Below are 22,323 nucleotides of genomic sequence, written 5' to 3' on the forward strand. Positions count from 1 at the left end.
GTCAGCTCACTCGGGCGGAAAAGTCGGGAAGAGAATACGGTCGCGACGAGGCGGGCCGAGCCCGCCTTTGTGAACGCCAGAGCCGATTCCGCGTGCGGGCCATGACGATCCTGCGATCCTAGTAGATGCGCGAGACGCGGTCGTGCTCGATCCGCCAGCAGGCTTCCCAGCCCTCATTGGCGGCGACGACCGTGACCTTGCGGCTCGATGGCGAGAGCACTTCGCTGATGATCTCGCAGACGCCGAAGCCGTCGAGCCCTTCCCGGTGCGCCTCGACGATCGAATCGCCTTCGAGCAGCACCATCGGATCCTGCCCACCGAGCAGCGGGCGCAGGCGCGACAGCGCCTTGCCCTGTGGGTCGAGACCCGGGATCGTTCGCACGAACTGGAAGCGGCGGCCGAGATTGGCGCGCCCGCCAAGGCTTGGCGCTGCCTCGTCATGCTCGGCATGGACGCGCGCACCCGAGGCGATGTCGTAGCCGAGATAGTGGATGCGCTCGGCGGCGAATTCGGTGCGCAGGCCGGTGGCGCCGAGATCGCGCATCTGCACTGCCATCGCGGCGATGCCGAGCGGGTTCTTGTGCTGCACGGTGCTGCCGGCCATGTCGCCCTCGATGCCGAGGATGGCGGCGCCTGCGATCACCGCCTTCTTCATCGCCGCCGGCGAGAACGGCCGCTCGAACGGGAAGGCGGCCCGGCTGGCCTCGGCTTCGGCCGCGATCGCCTCGAAGATCGGCGGCCAGAGCGCGGCGCGCCCGGTCGGCACCATGATCACGGTTGGACGGCGCACCGGGTTCGGGCCGGCGGCACGGGCTAGGCGCGGCAGCATGCCGCCGAGCACGGCGCCGATCTCGGTCAGGCGCTGCGAGGCCTCGCCGGCACCTTTCTCCAGCGCAGCGCGCGAGAGCTTAAGCACCAGGCGGCGGGTGCCGGCCTTGTCGGGACTGTCAAGCACAAGTCGCAGGCCCGGCCTCGATGCCGCCTCCGCCAGCTTTGGCTCGTTCTGTGCGACGTAGAGGCCGGCCGGTCCGCCATCCGGCCTCAGCTCGGCGAGGATAAGGTCGAACGTCTCATCGGCCGCGTCGGCATCCCAACGGTAGCGTGTCCCGGAGGTCTGGGCCTTTTCGCTGAGACGATTGGTGAGACGCGCCTTGGCCTGTTTCACCGCATTGCGCAGCCAGCTGCGCGCCGCCAGCGCGGCGGCATCCTCGCGCTGGATGGCACGAGCGAGCGAGGCTTCGGCGAAGGCGGGCTGCCAGTGGGCGTCCTGCCCCTCCATCGCCCGGTCGATCAGCATCGCGGCGATGCCGGTCAGCGCCTCGTCGATCAGGTCGCCGCCGACGGGCAGGCCGAAGGTCGCGAGCGTCGAATGGTTCAGCCGGTCGCCGTCACGGCGGAGATTTGCGAGTGCGACGTCGCTGGTGCCGCCGCCGATGTCGAGCGTGATGAGCAGCGCCTCACCTTGGTCCGGCACGGCGGCGCGCACTTCCGGCAGGCTGGCGACATAACGTGCCGCTGCAACGGCTTCGGGCACGGTGACGGCAGCGTCGGGGAAGCTGGTCGTGCCGGGAAAGAGGCGTTCCAGCCGCTGAGAGAACAGTTCGAGCGCGGCGCGGTAGCGCGAGGCGATCTCGTCGCCGATGCCACTTGGGCAGGAGACCAGGATGCGCGGCACCACCGGTGGTGGCGCATGGTCCTCGACCCGCAGGCGATCCTCGCCGAGGCGCAGCACATAGAGATCGACCAGCTCGTCGAGTACGTCGGCGACCAGCGGTGCGATCTCGACGGTGTTGGTGGCGACGACCCTGTCGGTGGCGGCATCGTAGCGGTGCACTTGCTCGTTCAACGTCAGCGAGACCGCGCCGGAGGTCAGCGCGTGCTTCAACGAATCGATCCGCTTGCCGCCCTCGGGCAGTCCGGGCTGCGGAGGTGGGGCCGGGGCGGAGACATCGTAACGCCGTGCGAAAGCCTTGAGCCGGCGCGCCACGCTGACGCGATCGGTGCCGATCAAAGCAAGGTCCGGCAGGCTGTGCGGGGCGTGGTCGGCGCGCAGGTTGTTGCCGGAATCGAGCCCGACATGGCTCGGGATCAGCGGCGCGGCGCCGGCATCCTGCAGGGCGGCCTCGCCGTGGCGCGGGTCGACATGGGCGGCGAGCCAGGTTCCCAGCGCCAGGGGCCGGATTTCGGTGGCGCGGCCGGCGGCGCGTGGCGCGCCCGACCAGATCGAGGTGGCGGAGGCACCGAGGTCGATGCAGATCGGCAGGCGGTGGACACGGCGGCTGTAGCGCAGCGGCAGGCTCGCCTGTGCGAACGCCTTGCCGCCCTCGTCGCCGGACTTGATCGCCAGCGAGATGGTGATCTCGCCACGCAGCACATTGGCGCCGCTGGTGCGCACGGCGCGCGACAGGGTCGAGGTCAGGTTCTGCATCGGCACGACAGCGCGGCCGCGCCGGCCGAAATCGCCTTCGCGCACGATCTCGAGCGGAAAGGGCGTCGGCGGCTCGGCGATCTCGCTCTCGCCCATGCGGCTGGTGACCTCGACCGTCAGCGGTGCGGTCCGGGTCAGCGGCCAGCGGCGCAGGTCGATCACCAGCCCGTCGCAGCGCACGATCGAGGTCTCGTCGTCCGGGTCGACCTCGGCGTTGAGCCCGCTGGTGATGTCGAGTTGTGCGGTGCCACCGAGTGGACAGGTGAAGTGCTGTCCCGCGATGGTCAGCGCGACTTCGCCCCGGTTCTGGCTGCGGATCGGTACCGATCGCGCTTCGAGTGCGGTCGACCAGGGTTTGGCCGGGCCGTCCGGATCGTGGCCGGCGCCATCCTGGCCGACCCAGCCACCGAGCTTGGCGGTGAGCCTCGCCTGCAGGGGGGCCCTCGGATTAGCCTGGATCGTCTCGTCGACGAAATCGAGCACGGCGTCCCGCGTCAGCGTCACATCGAGCCGCACCTCCTGACCGGCCAGCGCCGGCGCGTCGGCGAGCCAGATCAGGTGGCGGCTGGTCGCGGTGCCGGTATCCGGAAAGCGCCGCAGCGAGACCGAATGATCCATCGGCGCGGCGACGCCGAGCGAGAGATGCTGCGCCTTGATGCCGAAGCAACTCGCCTCGATCGTCAGGCCGCGCCGGCCTTCGAGCACGATATCCCGGGGTATATCGATGGCGATCTGGCCGATCGCGAGCAGCTTGCCGCCTTGCAGGGAATCCAGGTCGATCTCGACCGGCTCGATCCGCCACTCCGGCTGTGAGGCACCGGCGAGCGCCGCGACCTTGAGGAGGCGCCGCGGCGAGGCGCGGGTGCCGCTCGCCGTCTCGACGATGGTGGAGAAGGCGATTTCCAGGCTGGCGTCGCTATCGGCATCGGCCTGGGCCCGGTGGTTCGCCACGGCGCGCATCACCGCGTCGCGGCGTAAGGCGAGCACCAGGCGCTCGCCGGCCCGGATCGCGGCCTTGTCGAGCAGGCTATTGCCTTGCAGCCAGCCGATATCGATGCCGCTGGCGAGGCTGGGCGCATGCGAGACCAGCGAGACCGTCACCGCCTTGACCATGTCCTCCGGCGCCTCGAAGGCGAGGAGGTCGATCAATTCGCCGCTGCGGTCGAGCGCGATGGTCGCGGCAAAGCTCCCCAGCCGGGTCTCGAGGTTGTAGCAGGGCAAGCTGGTCATGCGTCCTGCCTCGAAGCGGTGGCCGCGGCGTCGCCTGCAAGCGAAACGCCCCAGTGATGATCGAGATCGGTCAAGGCGGCGGCCGCGGCGAGATAGCGTGGCAGCATGTCGCCTGCACCGGCCCTGAGCCGGCGATAGGCCGCGCCGAAGCCGGTATCCTGGGGATCGGCGAGCGCGCGGGCAGCGAAGGGTATCTCTGCGAAGGCGGCGTCGGCTTCGCGCAGCACCATCTGCGCCAACAGCAGCCGGCTATAACTTTCGAGTGTCGCGCGCAGGGCCTGGCCGCGACCCGTCGCTTCGCCTGCGGGGCCGAGCAAGGCATCGATCTGTGCCGAGAGGCCGGCCAGAGCCGGAGCGAGGCTCTCGACATGCGCCAGAGAGCCGGCGAAATGGCGGCTCGTCGCCGTGAGACGCTCGGCGCCGCGCACGGGATCGCCGCCGCGATGGGCTCGTGCGGCGAGGTCCGGATACCCGGCCACCTGTTCCCAGCCCCGAATGAGATCGGCGGCCGCGAGTGCCTGTTCCACCTCGCGTCGCAAGCCGGCGAAATGGCCATGCAGCAGGACGATCTCGCCCGGCGTCAATTCGCCGAGCCGCCGGGCCAGTTCGTCGGTGATCGCTGCCGGCTGGCTCGCCCGCTGCGCTGCCTCGGCGAGTTCGCTGCGCATGCGTGCAACCGCTTCGAGGCCTGGTGCGGGCTGCCGTTGCGGCTGCCGCCGCAGGTCGAGCAGCAAGGCGTCGAGCGGCGAGAGCCGGCGCTGACCGCTGCGCGTGGCGGCATCCGCTACGGCCTGCTCGACTTCGGTTGCGAGGCCGGTGTCGAGCCAGCTCTGATGAGCGCTCGCGGCGACATCGTGCAGCAGGCGCATCGCCCGCCGATCGTGGCCGGCCAGCGCCATCGCCTCGCGGGCGAGCACTTGTGGGAGATTGGGGTCCTCATACCAGGCGAGCAAACGCTCCAGCCTGGCTTCGTCCTGAGGCGAACCGGCTAGAGGCAGGGCGAGGCGCACGGCGCAAGCACGCCGCGCGAGCTGCGGCTGCGTCATCGCGCGCAGCAGCATGGCGATCTGCTCGTCGAGCGAGCGGTCGCCGAGCTCGTCCGTCCTTGCCGGATCAATGCCTGCAGTCGCCGCGAGCGCGTCGAGCAGGCTTGCCGGCGCGGCGTCCTTGGCCCGCGCATCGAGCCGCGCGAGCGGCCCGGCAGGCGCTTGCGTCGCGCGTCCGGATATCTCGTCGAGCGCAGTGCCGAGGCGTGCCGGTCGCAGCGCGCTGGTGGCGCGCCACAACCCATCGGCAAGCCGGCCTGCGGCGAGAGCAAGATCATCATGCAGCGGCACGATGGCGCCGGCCTCTGCGACGACCAGGGCGTTGCCGCCGCTTGTGCCGAGCGTCAGCCCGGTCGCGGTCGAGGCGGCATAGCCCTGGCGGTGCGAGGTGACGGCGAAGGCCCCGTCCTGCCAGCGCAGCGTCATCGGCGCACCGCTGATCGCCTCGCCTTCGCCAGTCCAGGTCAGCTGGCGGCGCGGTGCGGCGAAGACGATGATCTCGTCACCCTCAATCCAATCGGGCAGAGCGATACCGGCGCTGCCGTCGGGCTGGGCCTGCGGGCGCAGCAGGCGAAAGCCACGGCGCAGCGCGGCAAGACGGCCGAGGCCGGTCGCATCGAGGTCGCGCTGGTCGGTGAGCGAGGCGGCGAGCAGGTCGAGCTCGGCTTCGATGGCAAGCCGGAGTTCCTGGTCGATCTGGCCCAGAGCCTGCCTGGCCTCGCGCATCGCCGCGGGGAGATGCGCAACCAGAAGCCCTTCGGGCGCAGCCTGCGCATCGTCGCCGCTGAAGGAGAGCGTCAATCCTTCCGCCGAGCCGCTACGGATCGCGGCCATCCGGGTCAGGGCGGCCCGCTCGTCCTCGGGGTTGAGGAAGGGGCCGACCAGCAGGCGAAAGCCTTCGGCCTCCGAGCCACTGGCTTGGTTGAAGCCCGAGGCCAGGACTGCGGTCTGTGCCTGTTCGCCGGCCGGCTCATCCTGCAGTGCGAGCATACCGTCAGCGTCGCGGTGCGCCTGCACGAGCGAAAGGCCGAGCGAGCGCCGGTCGGCTTCGGAGAGCGAGAGCTTTTCGTCGAGCTGGACGGGGATCGTGGTCAGCCGGCCATCCAGGTTGAGCGTCACGGCATGGAGGGCCCGGCTTCCCGCCGGCAGCCTGCCGTAGAGCGGCGCGGTTCCCGCATCGGCGGCGGCGAGCAGGCTGATGCGTCCCCCGGCCTCCTCGGCTGCCAGGAAACGGATCGGAGCGCTTTGTCGCCAGATCGCGGCGACATGGCGCGACCCGTCCCAGATGATGGCGACAGGCGCCATTGAGGAAGTCACGAAAACAGGCTCCGGGAAAGACGAATGAGGCGTGATGACGCGAGGCGACCTTGCGCGATGGTCCGGCGTCTTGCAAGACATGCTCCGGTCCCCACTTTCGTTGTGCGGGCCTGATCTTGCGGCCGGCTGGCCGCGACTTTCGAGACCTGCCGGACCGGCTTGCCGGGAACGGCGGCACGGGCACTGAAACGGAGCGAGATGCGATGACGGCGGAATCGGTTTGCTTTGCCGCCTTGCCGGCCGCCTTGCCGGTCACATTCGCCCAGGCCAGTGCCGGCGAGGATGTCGCGACCCGCACGCTGGCGCTGTCGGATTCCTTGGACGGGTCGCCGCGCATGATTGCGGCGAGCTTTCTCGCACCCCGTCTGCTGCCGCGCCTGTTCCGTGAGCCGGCTCAGGCCGCTTCGGCGGCGCAGGCGGCGCTGACGGATGCCGAGCGGCTGATCGTCCTGTTGCCTGCCGGCCGCTATGACGATGGCGTCTGGGCCCCGATCATCGAGCGCATCCTGCTCGGCCTCGACGCAGCTGCGGCGCGTCCGCGTGAGATCGCTTTCGCCTGGAGCGGGCTCGAGCCCTTCCTGGCTCCGTTCGGCCGCCGTGCGCAGGATGTCTGGAGCGATCCGCGCCTCGTCCCGGCGCTGCTCGGCGTGCTGGAACGCTCCGCTCGTTCGCTCACCACTGTGCTCGATGCCGCCAGCGGCATCCGTCGCGGCCTGATCCGATTCGAGACTGCCCGCGAAGGGGCAGGGCCGGCGCAGGCAACGCTCGCGCTGGCCTGACCGCATAGGCAGGCGACTACTTCCAGACCAGGGCGTTGGCGAGGTCGCGCCGGCCGCATTCCAGCGACATGGCGTTGACGGCGGCGCGGTAGCCCTGCAGCGAGTAGACGACATGAGCCGGGCGCCCCTCGGGCGTGGTGCCGCTGATCTCCAGAGTCGTGCCCCTGTTATAGCCGGCGACCGCGTCCATATCGAGGATCGGCTGGCCGTTCGAGCCTTGCTTCATCGGGCGGATGAAGTTGCCGGCAGCGGTCGGGGTGGCATGGAGCCGGCGCATCGCGCTGCCTTCGTTGATCACCGCCTCGAAGGGCGCCCCGGGCTTGTAATAGCGCTTGTCCTCGATCAGGTGCTGGAGATCGGCATTCCCGCCGCTGCTGGCCTGCAGCAGGATGAAGGGCGCCTGTTCGCGCCAATAGCGCGGTGTTGCCTCCTGCGCTGCGGTATAGGCAAAGCAGGTGCGCTGGCCGGTGCGCGGATCCTCGGAGACACTGGCGTACCAGTCCTGGAAGCGGCGCAGCAGCCTGCCGGGCGCTTCGGGCACGAGCATGTCCTTGGTGTCGACCGCACGGGCCCGCAGCTGGAAGTCCTGCGCGACGGGGCCGGCGCTGCCGACCCGGATCGTGTATTCGCCGGCGCCGAGCTTGTAGCGCCGCAGGTTCGGGCGGCTCGGATTGGCGATGTGGATGGTCTTCATCGGGGTGTTGTTGCGGCCGAGCACGTCGACAGGCACGGTCGGGTGCGGCCCACGGACGCTGCCGGTCGGAATATCGACCTCGACATAGGATTCCTGCACGACCAGGAAGGGGTATTGCTGCAAGGCCCGGCCACCTTCGATACGGGCATTGATCCGCATCGGTGTCTGGTCGAGCCGCGGCGTCTGAGCCGTCGGGCCGAGCGCGGCCCATTGCTGCATCGTCGGCAACTCGTCGAGCGTGACCAGCCCGTCCTCGGAGACCGGAGTCGTATTCCGGCGGTTGACACTGACCGAGATCCGATAGCCCAGCGGGCGCGGGTCGACGGTGACCATGCCATCCCAGCGCTTGTCCTCGGCGCCGGCGGGGTCGTGAGCGATCACGAGCGTGACATGGCGTTCGGCCCGGATCTTGGTTTCCCTCTCCTCGGCGTTCTGCTTGCTCAGCGCGCGCCGCAGCTTGTCGGAGAAGAATTCCTGCCAGCCGGGGCTGACGGGCAAGCCGCTCAGCATCCTGACCGAGAGCGTGACGGGGTTGGAGGTGTCGACCGAGGCCGCCCAGACGCCGGCGGCGACCCGGTTGAAGAGCTCGTCGGTCGAGCTGTACTCCTCACCGATGAAATCCTGCGAGACGGTGAACGGGTCGAGGCTCGGCGAGCAACTCTCATAGCCGTTCCAGCCATGCGCCGACAGGTTGAAGCGCGCCGCGGCGCCGACCTTCTGACCCGACGCCCGGACTTCGATCTGGATCTTGGCGAGCTGTTCCTTGCTGTTGCCCGCCATCGGGCTGTCGAGCACCCCGGTGTCGACGATGCCCTTGATCGGGTCGATGTCGAGCCAGGGCGCCATCGAGACGCCAGGGATGTTCGAGAACGCAGCCCGGATCTGCTGCATGATGTTGTTGCCCTGGTCGGTCGTGAAGGCGTCGCGGGTCGCAGGGCGCGAGGCGATGCCGATGGCGACCGGCAGCTTGAGCTGCGGGCATTGCTGCTGGATGCGCTGCCAGAGGAGCTGGGCGGCGGAGCCGAACGGGTTGTACGGGTCGAACCCGGCCATCATCTGCGTCTGCGCGGTAGCCGCTACCGGCGATGCCGCCGTAAGGCAGGCAACCGTCAGGCAAAGGGCTCGTTTGGTCAGCGCTCGCGCAATCATCTCGGTTCGATACTCATGGGGTCCTCCCTCGCGGGCGAGGGAGGACCGGTTCTCGTTTCGCCCGCGGCTCAGATGCCGGAGGCCTCGTTGGTCGCCAGATTGACCTCGACCTGGTCGGTGCCGGCAGCCTTGCCTTCACGGGTCACGCTGCGCTCGACGACGCGGATGCGCTGACCCTGGCTGTTGTTGTAGGTGCGGACGGTACGGGCGCGGACGGTGACAGCCTGGCCGCTCGAATTGCGGAAGCTCTGGACGTTCGAGCCACCCGAGCGCGCGGCGATGTAAGCCGCCTCGCGAGCGCGCTCCTTCTCGATCGCGTCGGCGATGACGAGGCCGGCAACGCCGCCGATCAAGGCGCCGATCAGGGCACCGCGGCCGCCGCCGACTGCGCCGCCGATCAGGGCGCCGGCGCCGGCGCCCAATGCGCCACCCGCAGCGACACGCTCTTGCGACCCGGTGCAGCCGCCGAGTGCGAGGGCACCCGCGACGAGGATGGTTCCGGCCTTCATGGTCTTGGCATGCATCACGTCACCCCAGTAAAGGTTGTTTCCAAAAGCCATGGCGCCTGCAATCTGGCAGCTCTTGCATCCGGTAGAGCCAGTTTCGCAAAACCCGGGCAAGACCATACGGCGCCACACCCGGCATCTCTTCCATATTGGCCATTTCTGGGCAAGAGCCAGTGCAGTTTGTGACGATTTCGACAATCTTTAAAATGTTCGCAGGCCGGAACCTGCCCTGAAAGCCAAGAAAAACCGGGACTGACGGGCTGCCGCATAGCCGCTGCTCCGGTGTGTCGGCGATCGGCGGCACGATATCTTTAAAAACCCGAGGTTCATCTTTAATGCTTTTCCGGCAGCTGTGGTTAATTCGCCGCGGGTCCGCTGCGTCCTCACTGCGATGAGCGACGCTCCGTCACGCGCATCGGCATCCCGTCACGTGGGCGCAGCGTGATGCGTTGGGTCGGCATTGGCGCCTCCTCGTTCGCATAGTCGAAGCGCAGGTGCCGGAGCAGCATGGCGAGCACGATCACCGCTTCCACCATGGCGAATTGCTGGCCAATGCAGATTCGAGGGCCAGCGCCGAACGGCAGATAGGCATAGCGCGGGATGGTCTCACGGGCCCCGGGCAGGAAACGCTCGGGCCGGAAACGGTCGGGCGCCTGCCATAGCGTCTCGTGCCGATGCAGAAGATAGGGCGAGACCACGACCAGAGCACCCTTCGGGATCACGCAATGTCCGGCCGCGACATCGTCGGCCAGGGCCGTTCGCGACAGGGACGGGACGGGTGGATAGAGGCGCATCGCCTCCTCGATCACCGCGCGGGTGAGGGCAAGGCCCTCGCCGGACAGGGCCGCCGTTGCGAGATCCTCACCGGCTGCATCGATCTCGGCCTCGAGCGCATCGCGTACGTCCGGTGCGAGCGAAACGAGATAGAGCGACCAGGTCAGGGCGTTTGCGGTCGTCTCGTGGCCGGCGCCGATGAAGGTGACGATGTTGGCGCCGACCTCGGCCTCGCTGAGCCCTGTGCCTGTCTCGGGGTCGCGCGCGGCGAGAAGCGCGTCGAGCAGGTCGGGCTTTTCTGGCCGCCATGCTCCACCGGCATGCAGCGCCTGCCGCTCGGCGATGATCGCCTTGACCTGCGCTTCGAAGAACGAGATCGCCGGCCGTGCCATCCAGCGACCGATCCGCGGCAGCCAGGCCGGCGCACCGAGCACGTCGAGCGGATCGATCCGCCCTTGCGTCTCGAAATAGCGGGTCAGGGCCTTGCTGAAAGCGTCGGCGTCACCGGCGATCGCGTTCGAGAACATCGTCTCGGCCAGGATGTCGTAGGTCACGCGCGTCATGTCGGTCGAGACATCGATGATGCGGCCAGGGCGCCGGCGCAGCATGCGGGCGACGGTCCGCTCGGCCGGCGCGACCATGCGTTCGGCCAGCGCCGCGACGGAGCGCGGCGTGAACAGCGGCGCCAATGTCCGCCGCGCCCGTTTCCAGGCTTCGCCCTCGGCGGTCAGCAAGCCTTCGCCGAGCCCGGGCGCCAGGATGGTGCGCTGGAGATCGTCCTTGCGGTAGTTGGCTGCGTTCTCGACGAGCACATGCCGGACGACGTCGGGATCGGAGACGACGACGCCGTAGCCGAACAGGCCCTCACCGGCGACGATCGGCTCGCGGAAATGCCGAGTGCGCCAGATCGTCAACGGGTTGCGGCGCAAGCGCAGCAGCAGTTCGAGACGGCCGAACTCGCGTTCTTCCGGCACCGGAGCCGGTGGGCGCCGCCGGCGGGCTTGCGCCGCAGGCATGGCGGCATCCGCTGTGATCATGGCTCTCTCCTCGCGGAGCCGAAATCGGCCAGGACGGACCAGCCCGATCGGATACGGCTCTGAGAGTCACAGTCTCTTGCCGGTTTTAGGCATTCCAAAGGCGCAAGTCGCGTGCCAGCCCGTCCTGTGATTGTTGCATTGCAGAGAATAATCCGCGCAATCTTGTGCAGTGCACAATAAGTGCTATTTTAGGCGTCCAAGGAGCCATTGAGATGCCCGAATACAAGAATCCCCCTCCGCGCATCCTGCGCCCCCGCGTCGAACTGCCGACTCTCGAAGAGGCGGTGACGGCGGCGCAGTGCATGAGCGATTCGCCGGAGCAGCAGGCCGAGCTCGCTGCCCAGCTGATGGGCGTGCCCGTTGCCGAGGTCGTCCCCTTCATCCGCAAGGCCGCGCACCGCACCACAGTGATGACGCCGAACCGCTCCGTCGTCGTGGTCCGCCGGCCGACCCGGACCTTCTCGCCGCGCCTCGCCGAGGCGATGCGCCGCTGAGCAGCACAGTCGCTGCTGTCCAATTTCCGAGAACGCCGGGAGCCAGGAATGGCTTCCGGCGTTTTGCTTTGCAGAGTGCGGAATAGTCCGGTCTGACCGGGAATGCTCAGTTGCTAGCGCCGATCTTGTCGAGGATCGGGCAGTCCGGCCGCTGATCGCCATGGCAGTTGCTCGCGAGATGGCGCAGCGTCGCCGCCATCGCCTGCAGTGCCGCCGCCTTCTCCTCGAGTTCTGCAACATGCTTGAGTGCGAGCCGCTTGACGTCGGCGCTTGCCCGCGAACGGTCGCGCCAGAGCGTCAGCAGCGACCCGGTCTCATCGACCGAGAAGCCGAGGCTGCGGGCACGGCGCACGAAGCGCAGCGTATGGACGTTCGGCTCGGCATAGACCCGGTAGCCCGATTGCGAGCGCGTCGGCGGTTCGATCAGCCCGATCTGCTCGTAATAGCGAATCATCTTGGCGCTGACACCTGAAGCCTCTGCGGCTTGTCCGATATTCATCCGATCCTCCCAAAGGCAGTGGCCGGAGCTGCGTCTGGCGCCGCCGCAGTGATGTCCTGCCGCACCGCGAACCGGCGCAGCCTGAGTGCGTTGGCGAGCACGCTGACGCTGGAAAAAGCCATGGCGAAGCTGGCGAAGACCGGCGACATCAGCACGCCCCAGATCGGATAGAGCAGGCCGGCGGCGACCGGGATCAGCAGGACATTGTAGCCGAAGGCCCAGCCGAGATTCTGGCGGATATTGGTCATCGTCGCCTTGGACAGGCCGATCGCCTCCGGCACGTGGGTGAGATCGCCGGAGATCAGCACGATATCGGCGCTCTCGATCGCAATGTCGGTGCCGGCGCCCATGGCAATACCGATATCGGCCTGGGCCAGCGCCGGCGCGTCGTTGATGCCGTCGCCGACGAAGGCGACTTTGCCGCCACCTTGGCCGCCGCCCGCCTGTAGCCGCTTGACGATCGCCGCCTTGTCGGTCGGCAGCACCTCGGCCTCGACCGCGTCGATGCCGAGCCGGGCCGCGATCGCCTCGGCGGTGGCACGGTTGTCACCGGTCACCATGACGATGCGCAGGCCGAGCGCCTTGAGTGCGGAAATCGCCGCCGGCGTGCCCGGTTTCAGCTGGTCGGCGACGGCGACGAGGCCGGCGAGCCTGCCGTCGATCGCGACGTAAAGTGGGCTCTCGCCGCTGCGGGCCGAGGCTGCGGCCTGCTCGGCGAAGGCTGACGCGGCGATGCCGCGCTCGGCCATCAACCTGGCCGATCCGACCAGGATGTCGCGGCCCTCGACCCGGGCCGAGATGCCGAGGCCGGGCTCGGCCGCGAAATCGGCGGCCGGAGCGAGCGTAAACCCGCGCCGCTTCGCTTCCGCGACGATCGCCTCGGCGGAGGGGTGCTCCGAAGCGCTCTCGGCAGAGGCTGCCAGGCGCAAGGCCTCGCCCTCGGCGAAACCCTCGGCGGCGATGAAACGCGTCACCTCGGGCCGGCCCTTGGTCAACGTGCCGGTCTTGTCGAAGGCGATGGTGGCGACCTCGCTCAGGCCCTGCAAGGCTGCGCCCTGGCGGAACAGGATGCCGAGCTCGGCGGCACGGCCAGTGCCGACCATGATCGAGGTCGGGGTGGCCAGGCCCATGGCGCAGGGGCAGGCGACGATCAGCACCGCGACGGCGTTGACCAGCGCATAGGTCAAAGCGGGAGAGGGGCCAAACGCCAGCCATGCCGCGAAGGTCAGCAGCGCGACGGCGATCACCGCCGGCACGAACCAGTTGGTGACGCGGTCGACCAGCGCCTGGATCGGTAGCTTGGCGCCCTGCGCCTGCTCGACCATGCGCAGGATCTGGGCGAGCAGCGTATCGGCGCCGACCTTCTCCGCCCGGAAGCGCAGCGCGCCGTTGCGATTGATGGTGCCGCCGATCACGCTGGCGCCGACGCTCTTATGGGCGGGGGCGGGTTCGCCGGTCACCATGGCTTCGTCGACATAGGAGGCGCCTTCGACGACCTCGCCGTCGACCGGGATTTTCTCGCCCGGCCGGACCAGCACGAGGTCACCGACCCGGACATGCTCGATCGCGATCTCGCTCTCGACGCCGTCGCGCAGCACGCGGGCCGAGCGCGCCTGCAATTGCACCAGCCGCTTGATCGCCTCGCTGGTGCGGCCCTTGGCCCGGGCTTCGAACCAGCGCCCGAGCAGGATCAGGGTGACAATCACCGCCCCGGTCTCGAAATAGGTATAGTCCGTACCATCAGGCAGCCAGTCGGGCGCGAAGGTCGCGACCACCGAATAGGCATAGGCCGCGCCGGCGCCGAGCATGACCAGCGCGTTCATGTCGGGCGCAGCCCGCAGCAGCGCCGGCCAGCCCTTCAGGAAGAAGCGCAGGCCCGGACCGAACAGCACGATGGTGGTGAGGCCGAAGGCGATGAGCTTCAGCACGAAGGCGTCGACGCGGGCGTAGAGCCAGTGATGGAAGGCTTCGCTCAGATGCGGCCCCATCTCGAGCACCAGCAGCGGCAGCGTCCCCAGTGCCGCGACGACGACGGAACGCGCGAGCGCGGTCTGCTCCGCCTGACGGCGCGCGGCGGCGGCATCGCTGTCGTCGCTGCGTCCGTCGTCGAGGGGCTTGGCCTCGTAGCCGGCGACAGTGACGGCCGCGACGAGCGCCGGCGTGATGCTGTCATCGGCGACCCGGACGGTCGCCCGCTCGGTCGCGAGATTGACCTCGGCCTTGAGCACGCCCGGCACTGCGCGCAGCGCCTTCTCGACCCGGCCGACGCAGGACGCGCAGGTCATTCCGGAGATCGTCAGCGTGATATCGATCGCGCCCGGCTCATAGCCGGCCTTGCGGATCGCCTCGGCCACCGCTTCAATACTGCCGCCGGCCAGCGTCACCCGCGCCTTGCCGGTCGCCAGATTGACTTGGGCCTCGCTGACACCCGGTACGGCCGAGATCGCCTTTTCCACTCGTCCGACGCAGGACGCGCAAGTCATCCCCTCGACGGGAATATCGATCGTGATGGGCTCGGCTGCGGGCGCTTCATGCTTCGCATGCATCGTCATGACGCATCACCTTCCTTCTCTCATTGGAAGATGGCTACACCTTCCCATCATGGGAAGGTCAAGCGGTTACTTTTCTGGATTGTCGCGACGGCTCGGCCGGCTTCCTGCCGGGCAGAAACCGGGTGTCGCGAGCCGACGACGGCGCGCTTCATCGCGCTCGATCGATCTGGAGAAGGAAGCGGCACATGGCGATGGCGACGCGAACGGCCGACACGGCGGGGCCGCAGACGATGGAAGCCGCTGTGGCGGCCCTCGATTGGCAGCGGATCGAGACTGAACTCGACGAGCATGGCGTCGGCCTGACCGGGCCGTTGTTCGCTGCCGAAACCTGCGCCGCGCTGCGTGCGCTCTATGCCGAGCCCCAGCATTTCCGCAGCCGCATCGTCATGTCGCGTCACGGGTTCGGTCGTGGCGAATACCAGTACTTTTCCTACCCGCTGCCTGATGCGGTCGCGGTGCTGCGGCCGCTGATCTACGCCCGGCTCGCGCCGATCGCCAATCGCTGGAATGCCGCGCTCGGCATCGACCAGCGCTATCCCGAAGCGCTCGACGCGTTCCTGGCGCTTTGCCATGCGCAAGGGCAGGAGAGACCGACGCCGCTGCTGCTGAAATACGGCGCCGGCGATTACAACTGCCTGCACCAGGACCTCTATGGCGACCTGTTCTTCCCGTTCCAGATGGTGATCCTGCTCTCCGAGCCGGACCGGGATTTCACTGGCGGCGAGTTCACTTTGGTCGAGCAGCGCCCGCGCATGCAGTCCCGGCCCGAGGTCATACCGCTGCGACAGGGCGAGGCTGCCATCTTCGCCGTGCAGCACCGCCCGGTGCAGGGCACGCGCGGGACCTATCGCGTCAATCTGCGTCATGGCGTCAGCCGGGTGCGCTCGGGCGAGCGCTATACGACCGGGCTGATCTTCCACGATGCGCGTTGAAATAGCCGTCAGAGTGCCTTGAACTTCAGGCTGCGAAGGATCGCGCCCAGTGCCGGCTCGTCGACGAGGTCGGCTGCATCGGCCTGGGTGAACCATTGGCAGCGGCGCTGCTCCTGCTCCGGCCAGGTCGGCAGCTGCTCCTTCACCGCGAGCAGATAGAGCCTGACCTTACACAGCACGAAGTCGCGGGTGCGCCGTTTCCAGTAGGTGTAGCGACCGACGGGCTTCTTGCCGACCTCACCAAGGAGACCAGCTTCCTCCATGGCTTCGCGCGCCGCGGCTTCATGGCCTTTCAGCCCGCGGATCGGCCAACCTTTCGGTACGATCCAGCGCTGCGTCTCCCGCGTCGTCACCAGCATGATCTCGACGATGCCATCCGGCCTATGCCGGTACGGTATGGCGCCGATCTGCACCTTCGGCTCCGCCGCCCGCTTGCCGGCCGCCGCCTTTGCCACTCTTGTCGACCTCCCCAAGCCCCTGCCCATGTCCTGCCCAAGCGGCAGCATATGGTGATTCGCTGGAAGGCTCGCCAGTGGATTGTATAGCCGGCAATTCTTTTTGGAGCGGCTGGCTTCAAGCAAGTGGGCCGCTCTGTCCGCGGAACGGTCCGCTGCGTTCACGAAATGGTGAGCCGGACCGATCCCGAAACGGCGCTTCGCCTCAGAGCTTCTTGCCGTCCTTGCCGAACTGCTTGAGGTAGGCGGTGAGGTCGGCGATCTCCTTCTCGTTCTTGATGCCGGCGAAGATCATCTTGGTGCCGGGGATCTTGGCCTTCGGGTCCTTGATGTATTCGGCGAAGACCGCCTCGTCCCAGGTGATGCCCGCGCCCTTGTTGGCGGCCGAATAGCTGTAGCCCTCGACCTCGCCGGTATGACGCCCGAACAGGCCGTTGAGCTGCGGGCCGACCAGATTTTTGGCGCCTTCGCCGAGCTGATGGCAGGCGCGGCACTTGTTCCAGGAACGCTCGCCGGCGGAGACGTCCTGCGCCTGGGCGCTGGTCGTGACGAAAACAGCGGCGAGGGCAAGCAGGGTGGCGCTGGCGGTCAGTCTCATGGGCAGCCTCATGGGTCTCGTCTCTTCTCAGCTTAGACTCCTTCTGAGATAGCGCAGCCTGTTCCGTTGGATAGGGGGGCAGTTCGTCGCGGTGCGTGGGTTGACTCAATCTAATCGGATCCGGCTCTACAGGCCCCCGATCCATTCGGCCACGTTGGCAGTGAAGGCATCCGGGCGGGAGATCGGGAAGAAGTGCCCGCCTGAATCGAGCAGCGTCTTGCGCGCTCCCGGCATGGCGGCGGCGAGTTCCTCTTGCAGGAAGGCAGGCACGATGAGGTCGTCACGGGCGCCGAGGATCAGGGTCGGCAAGGCGATCTCCCCGGCCCAGCCCGAGCCATCGAAGGCGTGCAGCGCGTCGATGCGTTCGCGCACGACCTGCTTCGCCTCGGGCGTGGCGGGCGCGGCGGCGACGGCTGCCTCGTAGACGCTCCAATGCGCTTGGAGCCAGGTGGGTGGGTAGGCCATCAGCGCGGCGGTCGCGGCGTAGGCACGCGGATGCTGGTCGAGGATGGCGAGCCGGGTCTCGAACAGCGCGGTCATATAGCGGTTCTGCTTTAGCCAGCCGCCGCTGACGATCAACCCGTCGAGACGTTCCGGCGCCTGGCGTGCCAGCGACAGGCCAATGCAGCCGCCGGTCGAATGGCCGAGGACCGTGGCGCGCTCGACGCCGGCGGCGTCGAGAACGGCGAGGCAGTCCTGGGCCAGCTGGTCGATCGTGCAGGGCGCATTGCCCCGATCGCTGGCACCGATGCCGCGCTGGTCGAAGCGCAGCACCTTGAAAGAACGGGCGAGCGTCGCGGCATTGTCGTCCCAGAAGGCCGCGCTGCCGGCGAGACCACTGACCAGCAGCAGCGGCCGGCCTTGCCCTTGCGACAGCGCGCGCAGCATGGCGCCGTCCCGCAAGGGAACCTGGAATTCGCCGTCGACTTCGACCCTGTCGGCCATGCCTGTCGTTGTTCCGTTTGAAGGGTCGTGCTGGTGCCGTCGCGCTTGTGTCATGGCTGCGTTTCCTCTGGCGCGGTAGGGCTGGTTAGCTGTCTGGGAGGGAGGGCACGATCGCTCGGCACCGATGCTGCCGGCGCACTGATCCGGATCACACGGATGGTGTGCCGCTGCGGCCCGGATGCGGAGCCCAACGGGACGGTCTCGCTGGCGGCTTGCCCTGCCATACCGACCTCCCTTGCGTTTCCCTGGTCAACGATCATGCTGGGAGAAGCGCTGTGTCCAGCCGCCTTTCCTCATGGCGGCATTGGCTTAGACGCAGAGCGGAGTGTCTGAAAAGGGCGTCGTTATGCGCTGAGCGCAGGGCGATGTCAGCTACAGGCAGTTGACCCAGAGTACGCGGGTGACGCCGTCGTGCTGATTTGCGAAGCGATGCGGGCGCGAGGACAGGAAGCGGAAGCTGTCGCCTTCGCGCATGACCCAGCTCTCGTTCTCGACATTGAGCAGCATGGTGCCGCTCAGCACGAGGCCGGCTTCCTCGCCATTATGGATGTAGTGCTCGTCGCCAGTGCTGGCGCCGGGCTCCATCTCGACGATGAAGAGGTTGAGCTTCGCGCCCTCGGCCTGCGGCGTGAGCAACTGCTTGCGGATGCCGGAGCGCCAGAGCTGCAATTCGCCGCGATCGGTCTGGCGCACGATTGTGGCGGTTGGGTCGGCGCGCCGTGTGTCGGCGGGGAAGAGCTCGGAGATCGCGACGCCGAGCGCATCGGCGACGGCAGCGAGCACGCGCAATGTAGGCGAGGACAGGCCGCGCTCGATCTGGCTGAGGAAGCCGATCGAGAGCCCGGTGCGGCTCGCAAGCTCCTCCAGCGACAGCTGGCGTGCACGCCGGAGCTGGCGCAGGCGCGCGCCGATCTCGCGGTCGACATGCAGATGCGGCAGGTCGGCGGCAGGCAGGCTCATCGCGAATCCTTCATCGCTTATTTCATGTGCATGAAAATCGCTTGCCGGCAAGATCGTCCTATGCTCGTATCTTCATGCTCATGAAAATACGAGCCGGTGCCTGAACCGGGCGCACGGACAAATAAGGGGATACTGTCATGGAACGCCGGACCTTCCTGACCCTGCTGGCCGGAGGCGCCATTGCCGCTTCCGTATCGCCGGCTGCCGCACAGTCCGTCCTCAAGGTCGGCTCGACGCCGACTGGCATGCCGTTCACCTTCCTCGACACCAAGACCAACACGATCGAAGGGGTGATGGTCGACCTGGTCAAGGCGATCGCCGCGGCTTCGGACTTGAAGGTCGAGGTCGAAGGCATGCAGTTCTCGACGCTGGTCGCCTCGCTCACCGCGAGCAAGATCGATCTGATCTCGGCGGCGATGTACATCACCCCGGCGCGCAAGGAGGTGATCGATTTCTCCGACCCGATCTACACCTATGGCGAGGGGCTGCTGGTCCCCGCCGCGGACAAGAAGGATTATGTCGAGCTCGCCGACATGAAGGGCTACACGGTCGGTGCCCAGATCGGCACCGCCTATGTCGACGCGTTGCAGAAGACCGGCCTGTTCCCCGAGGTGAAGCTCTACAAGACGTCGCCGGACATCCTCGCCGACGTCAACGCCGGCCGCGTCCAGGCCGCCTTCGCCGATGCGCCGATCATGGCCTACACGCTGAAGCAGGGGCAGTTCCCGAACGTCCGGCTGGTCAAGTCCTACAAGCCCATCATCACCGGCTCGGTCGGCATCGGCGTGCGCAAGAGCGACGGCGAACTGCTGAAGAAGGTCAATGCCGGCCTCGCCAAGGTCAAGTCCGACGGCACGCTCGACAAGATCCTCGCCAAATGGGGCCTGGAATAAGCGCCTTGGAGACCTGTCGACCTATGCCCCGGCCGGGTCCTGCGCGATCCGGCTGACGGGGTTGAGGCCGATCCATCGCCGCGACCTTCCCGTGACGCCGAGCTCCGATGCAAGCTTTTTTGCGTGATGCCGCCCAATTCCTGCCTCTGCTGCTGCAGGGGCTGAAGTTCACGATCCTGGTGACGCTCGGCTCGCTGGCTTTGTCGACCGCGCTTGGCCTCGTCTGGGCACTCATGCGCGTCTCCGGCATCGGCTGGCTCGTGCTGATCGCCAAGGTCGTGGTCAATACGCTGCGCGGTATCCCGATCCTCGTGCAGCTCTTCTACATTTATTTCGTGCTGCCGGAGTTCGGCATCTCGCTGACCGCGCTGCAGGCGGCGATCCTGGGCCTCGGCATCGCCTATTCGGCCTATCAGTCCGAGAACTTCCGCGCCGGCATCGAGGCGGTTGACCACGGCCAGATCGAGGCGGCCCAGTCGATCGGCATGGGCTGGGGCATGATGATGCGCCGGGTGATCCTGCCCCAGGCGGTCAAGATCGTGCTGCCGCCCTACGGCAACATCATGATCATGATGCTGAAGGATTCCTCGCAGGCCTCGACGATCACCGTGGCCGAGCTGACCCTGCAAGGCTCGCTGCTCGCCTCGTCGACCTTCAAGAACATGACGGTCTACACGCTGGTGGCGCTGCTCTATCTCTCGATGAGCCTGCCGCTGATCGCCTTCGTCGGCTGGCTGGAACGCCGCTTCGGCAAGGGAGCCAAGCGATGATCGAGCTCTCCGCCGTCACCAAGAGCTTCGGCGCCCATCAGGTGCTGAAGGGCATCACCGGAAGTGTCCAGCGCGGCGAGGTCGTCTGCCTGATCGGCCCGTCCGGCTCCGGCAAGTCGACAATCCTGCGCTGCATCAACGGGCTCGAAGCCTATGATGGCGGCTCGATCCTGATCGACGGTGCCAGGGTCGACCGCGCCGACCGCTCGATCGTCGGCATCCGCACCGCCATGGCGATGGTGTTCCAGCGCTTCAACCTGTTCCCGCACCGGACCGCGCTCGAGAACGTCGTCGAGGGGCCGATCCATGTGAAGAAGGAGCCGCCGGCGCAGGCACTGGAGCGCGGCCGCGACCTGCTCGCCCGCGTCGGCCTCGCCGACAAGTTCGGCGCCTATCCGGCCCAGCTTTCGGGCGGCCAGATGCAGCGTGTCGCCATCGCCCGTGCCCTCGCCATGCAGCCCAAGGCGATCCTGTTCGACGAGCCGACCTCGGCGCTCGATCCGGAACTGGTCGGCGAGGTCCTCGGCGTGATGAAGAGCCTCGCCGAGGAGGGCATGACCATGCTGGTCGTGACCCACGAAATGGGCTTCGCCCGCGAGGTCGCCGATCGCGTGCTCTTCCTCGACGGCGGCGTCATCGTCGAAGAGGGCGCCGCCCGCGAAGTGCTGAGCGCGCCGCGCAATCCGCGCACGCAGGACTTTTTGCGCCGCGTGCTCAAGCCGATCTGAGGAAGTCGACATGGCCGAACCCTTCCCGCTGCAGCCCTCGCTCTGGCATGCGACTGCGCCGGCCGCAGCCCAGACGCCGCCGCTCGCGGGCGATGTCCGCGCCGATGTCTGCATCGTCGGCGCCGGCTATGCCGGCCTGTCGACAGCGCTGCATCTCGCCGATGCCGGCGTCGCGGTCGTCGTTCTGGAATCTCACGAGCCGGGTTGGGGCGCGTCGGGCCGCAATGGCGGCCAGGTCATTCCTGGCATCAAATACGATCCCAGCGAGATCGTCTCCAAATACGGGCCCGAGGCGGGCGAGGCTCTGGTCTCCTTCGTCGGCTCCACCGCCAATCTCGTCTTCGGACTGATCGAGAAGCACGGCATGGATGTGCCGTATCGCCGCGCCGGCTGGATCCAGGGCGCGCATACGCCGGCCATGGTCGAGACCGTGAAGCGCCGCGCCGAGCAATGGGCTGCGCGCGGCGTATCCGCTCGCTTTCTCGACGCCGATGCCGTCGGTCGTCTGATCGGCACTGATCGCTATCTCGGCGGCTGGCTCGATCCGCGCGGCGGTGGTGTTCAGCCGCTCGCCTATGCCCGCGGCCTCGCCCGGGCGGCGCAGAAGGCGGGCGCTGTGATCCACGGTCAGAGCCCGGTGACGGACTTGCGCCGCGATGGCGGCGATTGGGTGGTGCGGACCGCACAGGGCGCCAGTGTGACCGCGCCGCGCGTGGTGATCGCGACCAACGGCTACACCGGCGATCTGATCCCGAAACTGCGCCAGACCGTGATCCGGCCGAACTCCTTCATCGTCGCGACCGAGCCGCTCTCCGACAATCTCGCCGGCACGATCCTTCCCGAGGGCCAGGTGACCTCCGACACCCGCCAGTTGTTGCTCTATTTCCGCAAGGACCACGAAAACCGCCTGCTGATGGGTGGGCGCGGTCCTTTCCGGGAACCGCGCGATGCCGCCGACTGGGCCCATCTCGAGCGCGTCGTCGGCAAGATGTATCCGCAAGCCAAGGGGCTGCGCTTCGACTATCGCTGGTGCGGCCGCGTCGCGCTGACCCGCGATTTCCTGCCGCATCTGCATGAGCCGGAGCCAGGCCTGCTCGTCGACATCGGCTGCATGGGCCGTGGCATCGGCTTGCAGACGGCGATGGGCAAGGCGATGGCCGAATACCTGCACAGTGGTGACAGGACACGCCTGCCCTTCCCGGTCGTGCCGATCACGCCGCTGCCGCTGCACGCGCTGAACGAGCTCTATGTCTCGGCGATCATCGCCTGGTACCGGCTGACCGATGGCGGCATGAAGGACCGCGCCGCTTGACCAGCGTCCGTTCCTGACGCTGAGGGAAGGCATGTGATCATGGGCACTGGCCGAAAGTACGTCGACCGGCCGCTCGGCAACCTCACCGCCGACGATCTCAGCCACATGATCATGGCCGGCAACGCCAGGGCGGCCTGAGTGTCCGTTTGCGAATTCGTGATGGCGGTCTGCGACTGGCGTTCTTCTGCGCTTCGGTGCTCACGTACTTGGAGTACGCTGCGCTCC

Annotated in this window: 18 protein-coding genes; 7 read left to right on the top strand and 11 right to left on the bottom strand. The window is 67.8% G+C overall.

Going from position 1 to position 22,323, the window contains the following annotated elements; translation table 11 throughout:
* Positions 1 to 118: 118 nt before the first annotated feature.
* Both B6S44_RS15955 and B6S44_RS15960 read right to left on the bottom strand, forming a co-directional pair.
* Positions 119 to 3,658, bottom strand: a complete 3,540-nt coding sequence (locus B6S44_RS15955) for an acetate and sugar kinases/Hsc70/actin family protein (RefSeq protein WP_129157883.1) — start codon at positions 3,656 to 3,658, stop codon at positions 119 to 121.
* Positions 3,655 to 6,009 carry a hypothetical protein gene (locus tag B6S44_RS15960; RefSeq protein WP_129157884.1) on the bottom strand — a complete coding sequence of 785 codons (2,355 nt, stop codon included), beginning with the start codon at positions 6,007 to 6,009 and terminating at the stop codon, positions 3,655 to 3,657. The genes B6S44_RS15955 and B6S44_RS15960 overlap by 4 nt, the downstream gene beginning before the upstream one ends.
* Before the next feature lie 215 nt (positions 6,010 to 6,224).
* Between B6S44_RS15960 and B6S44_RS15965 the strand changes: the two genes are divergently transcribed.
* Positions 6,225 to 6,800 carry a hypothetical protein gene (locus tag B6S44_RS15965; RefSeq protein WP_129157885.1) on the top strand — a complete coding sequence of 192 codons (576 nt, stop codon included), beginning with the start codon at positions 6,225 to 6,227 and terminating at the stop codon, positions 6,798 to 6,800.
* Between the two features lie 16 nt (positions 6,801 to 6,816).
* Here the strand turns inward: B6S44_RS15965 and B6S44_RS15970 are convergent, their stop codons facing one another.
* The 3 genes from B6S44_RS15970 to B6S44_RS15980 all read right to left on the bottom strand — a co-directional run bounded on the left by B6S44_RS15970 (position 6,817) and on the right by B6S44_RS15980 (position 10,960).
* Positions 6,817 to 8,550 carry a hypothetical protein gene (locus B6S44_RS15970; RefSeq protein WP_129157886.1) on the bottom strand — a complete coding sequence of 578 codons (1,734 nt, stop codon included), beginning with the start codon at positions 8,548 to 8,550 and terminating at the stop codon, positions 6,817 to 6,819.
* A 161-nt stretch (positions 8,551 to 8,711) separates the two neighbouring features.
* On the bottom strand, positions 8,712 to 9,203 hold the full coding sequence (locus tag B6S44_RS15975) for a glycine zipper domain-containing protein (RefSeq protein ID WP_206735173.1): 492 nt from the start codon (positions 9,201 to 9,203) through the stop codon (positions 8,712 to 8,714).
* Between the two features lie 329 nt (positions 9,204 to 9,532).
* Complete coding sequence (locus B6S44_RS15980) at positions 9,533 to 10,960, bottom strand: cytochrome P450 (RefSeq protein WP_129157887.1); 1,428 nt, start codon at positions 10,958 to 10,960, stop codon at positions 9,533 to 9,535.
* 212 nt (positions 10,961 to 11,172) lie between these two features.
* Between B6S44_RS15980 and B6S44_RS15985 the strand changes: the two genes are divergently transcribed.
* The gene (locus B6S44_RS15985; protein ID WP_129157888.1) at positions 11,173 to 11,454 is read left to right on the top strand and encodes a hypothetical protein; all 282 of its coding nucleotides are present in this window, start codon (positions 11,173 to 11,175) and stop codon (positions 11,452 to 11,454) included.
* 106 nt (positions 11,455 to 11,560) lie between these two features.
* Here B6S44_RS15985 and cueR read toward each other — a convergent pair whose 3' ends face one another.
* Both cueR and B6S44_RS15995 read right to left on the bottom strand, forming a co-directional pair.
* Positions 11,561 to 11,953: a Cu(I)-responsive transcriptional regulator gene (gene cueR, locus B6S44_RS15990; protein WP_129157889.1), complete on the bottom strand. Its 393-nt coding sequence runs from the start codon at positions 11,951 to 11,953 to the stop codon at positions 11,561 to 11,563.
* Positions 11,950 to 14,505 (bottom strand): heavy metal translocating P-type ATPase, encoded by a 2,556-nt coding sequence (locus B6S44_RS15995; RefSeq protein WP_248309619.1) that lies wholly within the window; start codon positions 14,503 to 14,505, stop codon positions 11,950 to 11,952. The genes cueR and B6S44_RS15995 overlap by 4 nt, the downstream gene beginning before the upstream one ends.
* Before the next feature lie 185 nt (positions 14,506 to 14,690).
* On the opposite strand from B6S44_RS15995, the gene B6S44_RS16000 reads away from it, so the two are divergent.
* On the top strand, positions 14,691 to 15,437 hold the full coding sequence (locus tag B6S44_RS16000) for a 2OG-Fe(II) oxygenase (protein ID WP_129157890.1): 747 nt from the start codon (positions 14,691 to 14,693) through the stop codon (positions 15,435 to 15,437).
* Between the two features lie 8 nt (positions 15,438 to 15,445).
* Here the strand turns inward: B6S44_RS16000 and B6S44_RS16005 are convergent, their stop codons facing one another.
* From B6S44_RS16005 to B6S44_RS16020, 4 genes are all read right to left on the bottom strand, one after another.
* On the bottom strand, positions 15,446 to 15,892 hold the full coding sequence (locus B6S44_RS16005; protein WP_248309620.1) for an NUDIX hydrolase: 447 nt from the start codon (positions 15,890 to 15,892) through the stop codon (positions 15,446 to 15,448).
* A 205-nt stretch (positions 15,893 to 16,097) separates the two neighbouring features.
* Positions 16,098 to 16,490 carry a c-type cytochrome gene (locus tag B6S44_RS16010; protein ID WP_129157891.1) on the bottom strand — a complete coding sequence of 131 codons (393 nt, stop codon included), beginning with the start codon at positions 16,488 to 16,490 and terminating at the stop codon, positions 16,098 to 16,100.
* A gap of 126 nt (positions 16,491 to 16,616) precedes the next feature.
* Positions 16,617 to 17,435 carry an alpha/beta fold hydrolase gene (locus B6S44_RS16015; RefSeq protein WP_129157892.1) on the bottom strand — a complete coding sequence of 273 codons (819 nt, stop codon included), beginning with the start codon at positions 17,433 to 17,435 and terminating at the stop codon, positions 16,617 to 16,619.
* 372 nt (positions 17,436 to 17,807) lie between these two features.
* Positions 17,808 to 18,395: a helix-turn-helix domain-containing protein gene (locus tag B6S44_RS16020; RefSeq protein ID WP_129157893.1), complete on the bottom strand. Its 588-nt coding sequence runs from the start codon at positions 18,393 to 18,395 to the stop codon at positions 17,808 to 17,810.
* Between the two features lie 137 nt (positions 18,396 to 18,532).
* Between B6S44_RS16020 and B6S44_RS16025 the strand changes: the two genes are divergently transcribed.
* From B6S44_RS16025 to B6S44_RS16040, 4 genes are all read left to right on the top strand, one after another.
* Positions 18,533 to 19,288 carry an ABC transporter substrate-binding protein gene (locus B6S44_RS16025; RefSeq protein WP_129157894.1) on the top strand — a complete coding sequence of 252 codons (756 nt, stop codon included), beginning with the start codon at positions 18,533 to 18,535 and terminating at the stop codon, positions 19,286 to 19,288.
* A gap of 107 nt (positions 19,289 to 19,395) precedes the next feature.
* Positions 19,396 to 20,058: an amino acid ABC transporter permease gene (locus tag B6S44_RS16030; RefSeq protein ID WP_129157895.1), complete on the top strand. Its 663-nt coding sequence runs from the start codon at positions 19,396 to 19,398 to the stop codon at positions 20,056 to 20,058.
* Positions 20,055 to 20,786: an amino acid ABC transporter ATP-binding protein gene (locus B6S44_RS16035; protein ID WP_129157896.1), complete on the top strand. Its 732-nt coding sequence runs from the start codon at positions 20,055 to 20,057 to the stop codon at positions 20,784 to 20,786. The genes B6S44_RS16030 and B6S44_RS16035 overlap by 4 nt, the downstream gene beginning before the upstream one ends.
* A gap of 10 nt (positions 20,787 to 20,796) precedes the next feature.
* On the top strand, positions 20,797 to 22,098 hold the full coding sequence (locus tag B6S44_RS16040) for an NAD(P)/FAD-dependent oxidoreductase (RefSeq protein ID WP_129157897.1): 1,302 nt from the start codon (positions 20,797 to 20,799) through the stop codon (positions 22,096 to 22,098).
* The last annotated feature ends 225 nt before the right edge of the window (positions 22,099 to 22,323 follow it).

It is taken from the genome of Allobosea sp. Tri-44, assembly GCF_004123845.1.
In the GTDB taxonomy this organism is placed as follows: Bacteria; Pseudomonadota; Alphaproteobacteria; order Rhizobiales; family Beijerinckiaceae; genus Allobosea.

Coding starts and splice junctions, on each gene's coding strand:
- B6S44_RS16015 (WP_129157892.1), bottom strand. CDS start 17,435: ATGGCCGACAGGGTCGAAGTCGACGGCGAATTCCAGGTTCCCTTGCGG.
- B6S44_RS16030 (WP_129157895.1), top strand. CDS start 19,396: ATGCAAGCTTTTTTGCGTGATGCCGCCCAATTCCTGCCTCTGCTGCTG.
- B6S44_RS16010 (WP_129157891.1), bottom strand. CDS start 16,490: ATGAGACTGACCGCCAGCGCCACCCTGCTTGCCCTCGCCGCTGTTTTC.
- B6S44_RS16035 (WP_129157896.1), top strand. CDS start 20,055: ATGATCGAGCTCTCCGCCGTCACCAAGAGCTTCGGCGCCCATCAGGTG.
- B6S44_RS15965 (WP_129157885.1), top strand. CDS start 6,225: ATGACGGCGGAATCGGTTTGCTTTGCCGCCTTGCCGGCCGCCTTGCCG.
- B6S44_RS15995 (WP_248309619.1), bottom strand. CDS start 14,505: ATGACGATGCATGCGAAGCATGAAGCGCCCGCAGCCGAGCCCATCACG.
- B6S44_RS15985 (WP_129157888.1), top strand. CDS start 11,173: ATGCCCGAATACAAGAATCCCCCTCCGCGCATCCTGCGCCCCCGCGTC.
- B6S44_RS15960 (WP_129157884.1), bottom strand. CDS start 6,009: ATGGCGCCTGTCGCCATCATCTGGGACGGGTCGCGCCATGTCGCCGCG.
- B6S44_RS16000 (WP_129157890.1), top strand. CDS start 14,691: ATGGCGATGGCGACGCGAACGGCCGACACGGCGGGGCCGCAGACGATG.
- B6S44_RS15980 (WP_129157887.1), bottom strand. CDS start 10,960: ATGATCACAGCGGATGCCGCCATGCCTGCGGCGCAAGCCCGCCGGCGG.
- B6S44_RS16020 (WP_129157893.1), bottom strand. CDS start 18,395: ATGAGCCTGCCTGCCGCCGACCTGCCGCATCTGCATGTCGACCGCGAG.
- B6S44_RS16025 (WP_129157894.1), top strand. CDS start 18,533: ATGGAACGCCGGACCTTCCTGACCCTGCTGGCCGGAGGCGCCATTGCC.
- B6S44_RS15975 (WP_206735173.1), bottom strand. CDS start 9,203: ATGGCTTTTGGAAACAACCTTTACTGGGGTGACGTGATGCATGCCAAG.
- B6S44_RS15955 (WP_129157883.1), bottom strand. CDS start 3,658: ATGACCAGCTTGCCCTGCTACAACCTCGAGACCCGGCTGGGGAGCTTT.
- cueR (WP_129157889.1), bottom strand. CDS start 11,953: ATGAATATCGGACAAGCCGCAGAGGCTTCAGGTGTCAGCGCCAAGATG.
- B6S44_RS15970 (WP_129157886.1), bottom strand. CDS start 8,550: ATGATGGCCGGGTTCGACCCGTACAACCCGTTCGGCTCCGCCGCCCAG.
- B6S44_RS16040 (WP_129157897.1), top strand. CDS start 20,797: ATGGCCGAACCCTTCCCGCTGCAGCCCTCGCTCTGGCATGCGACTGCG.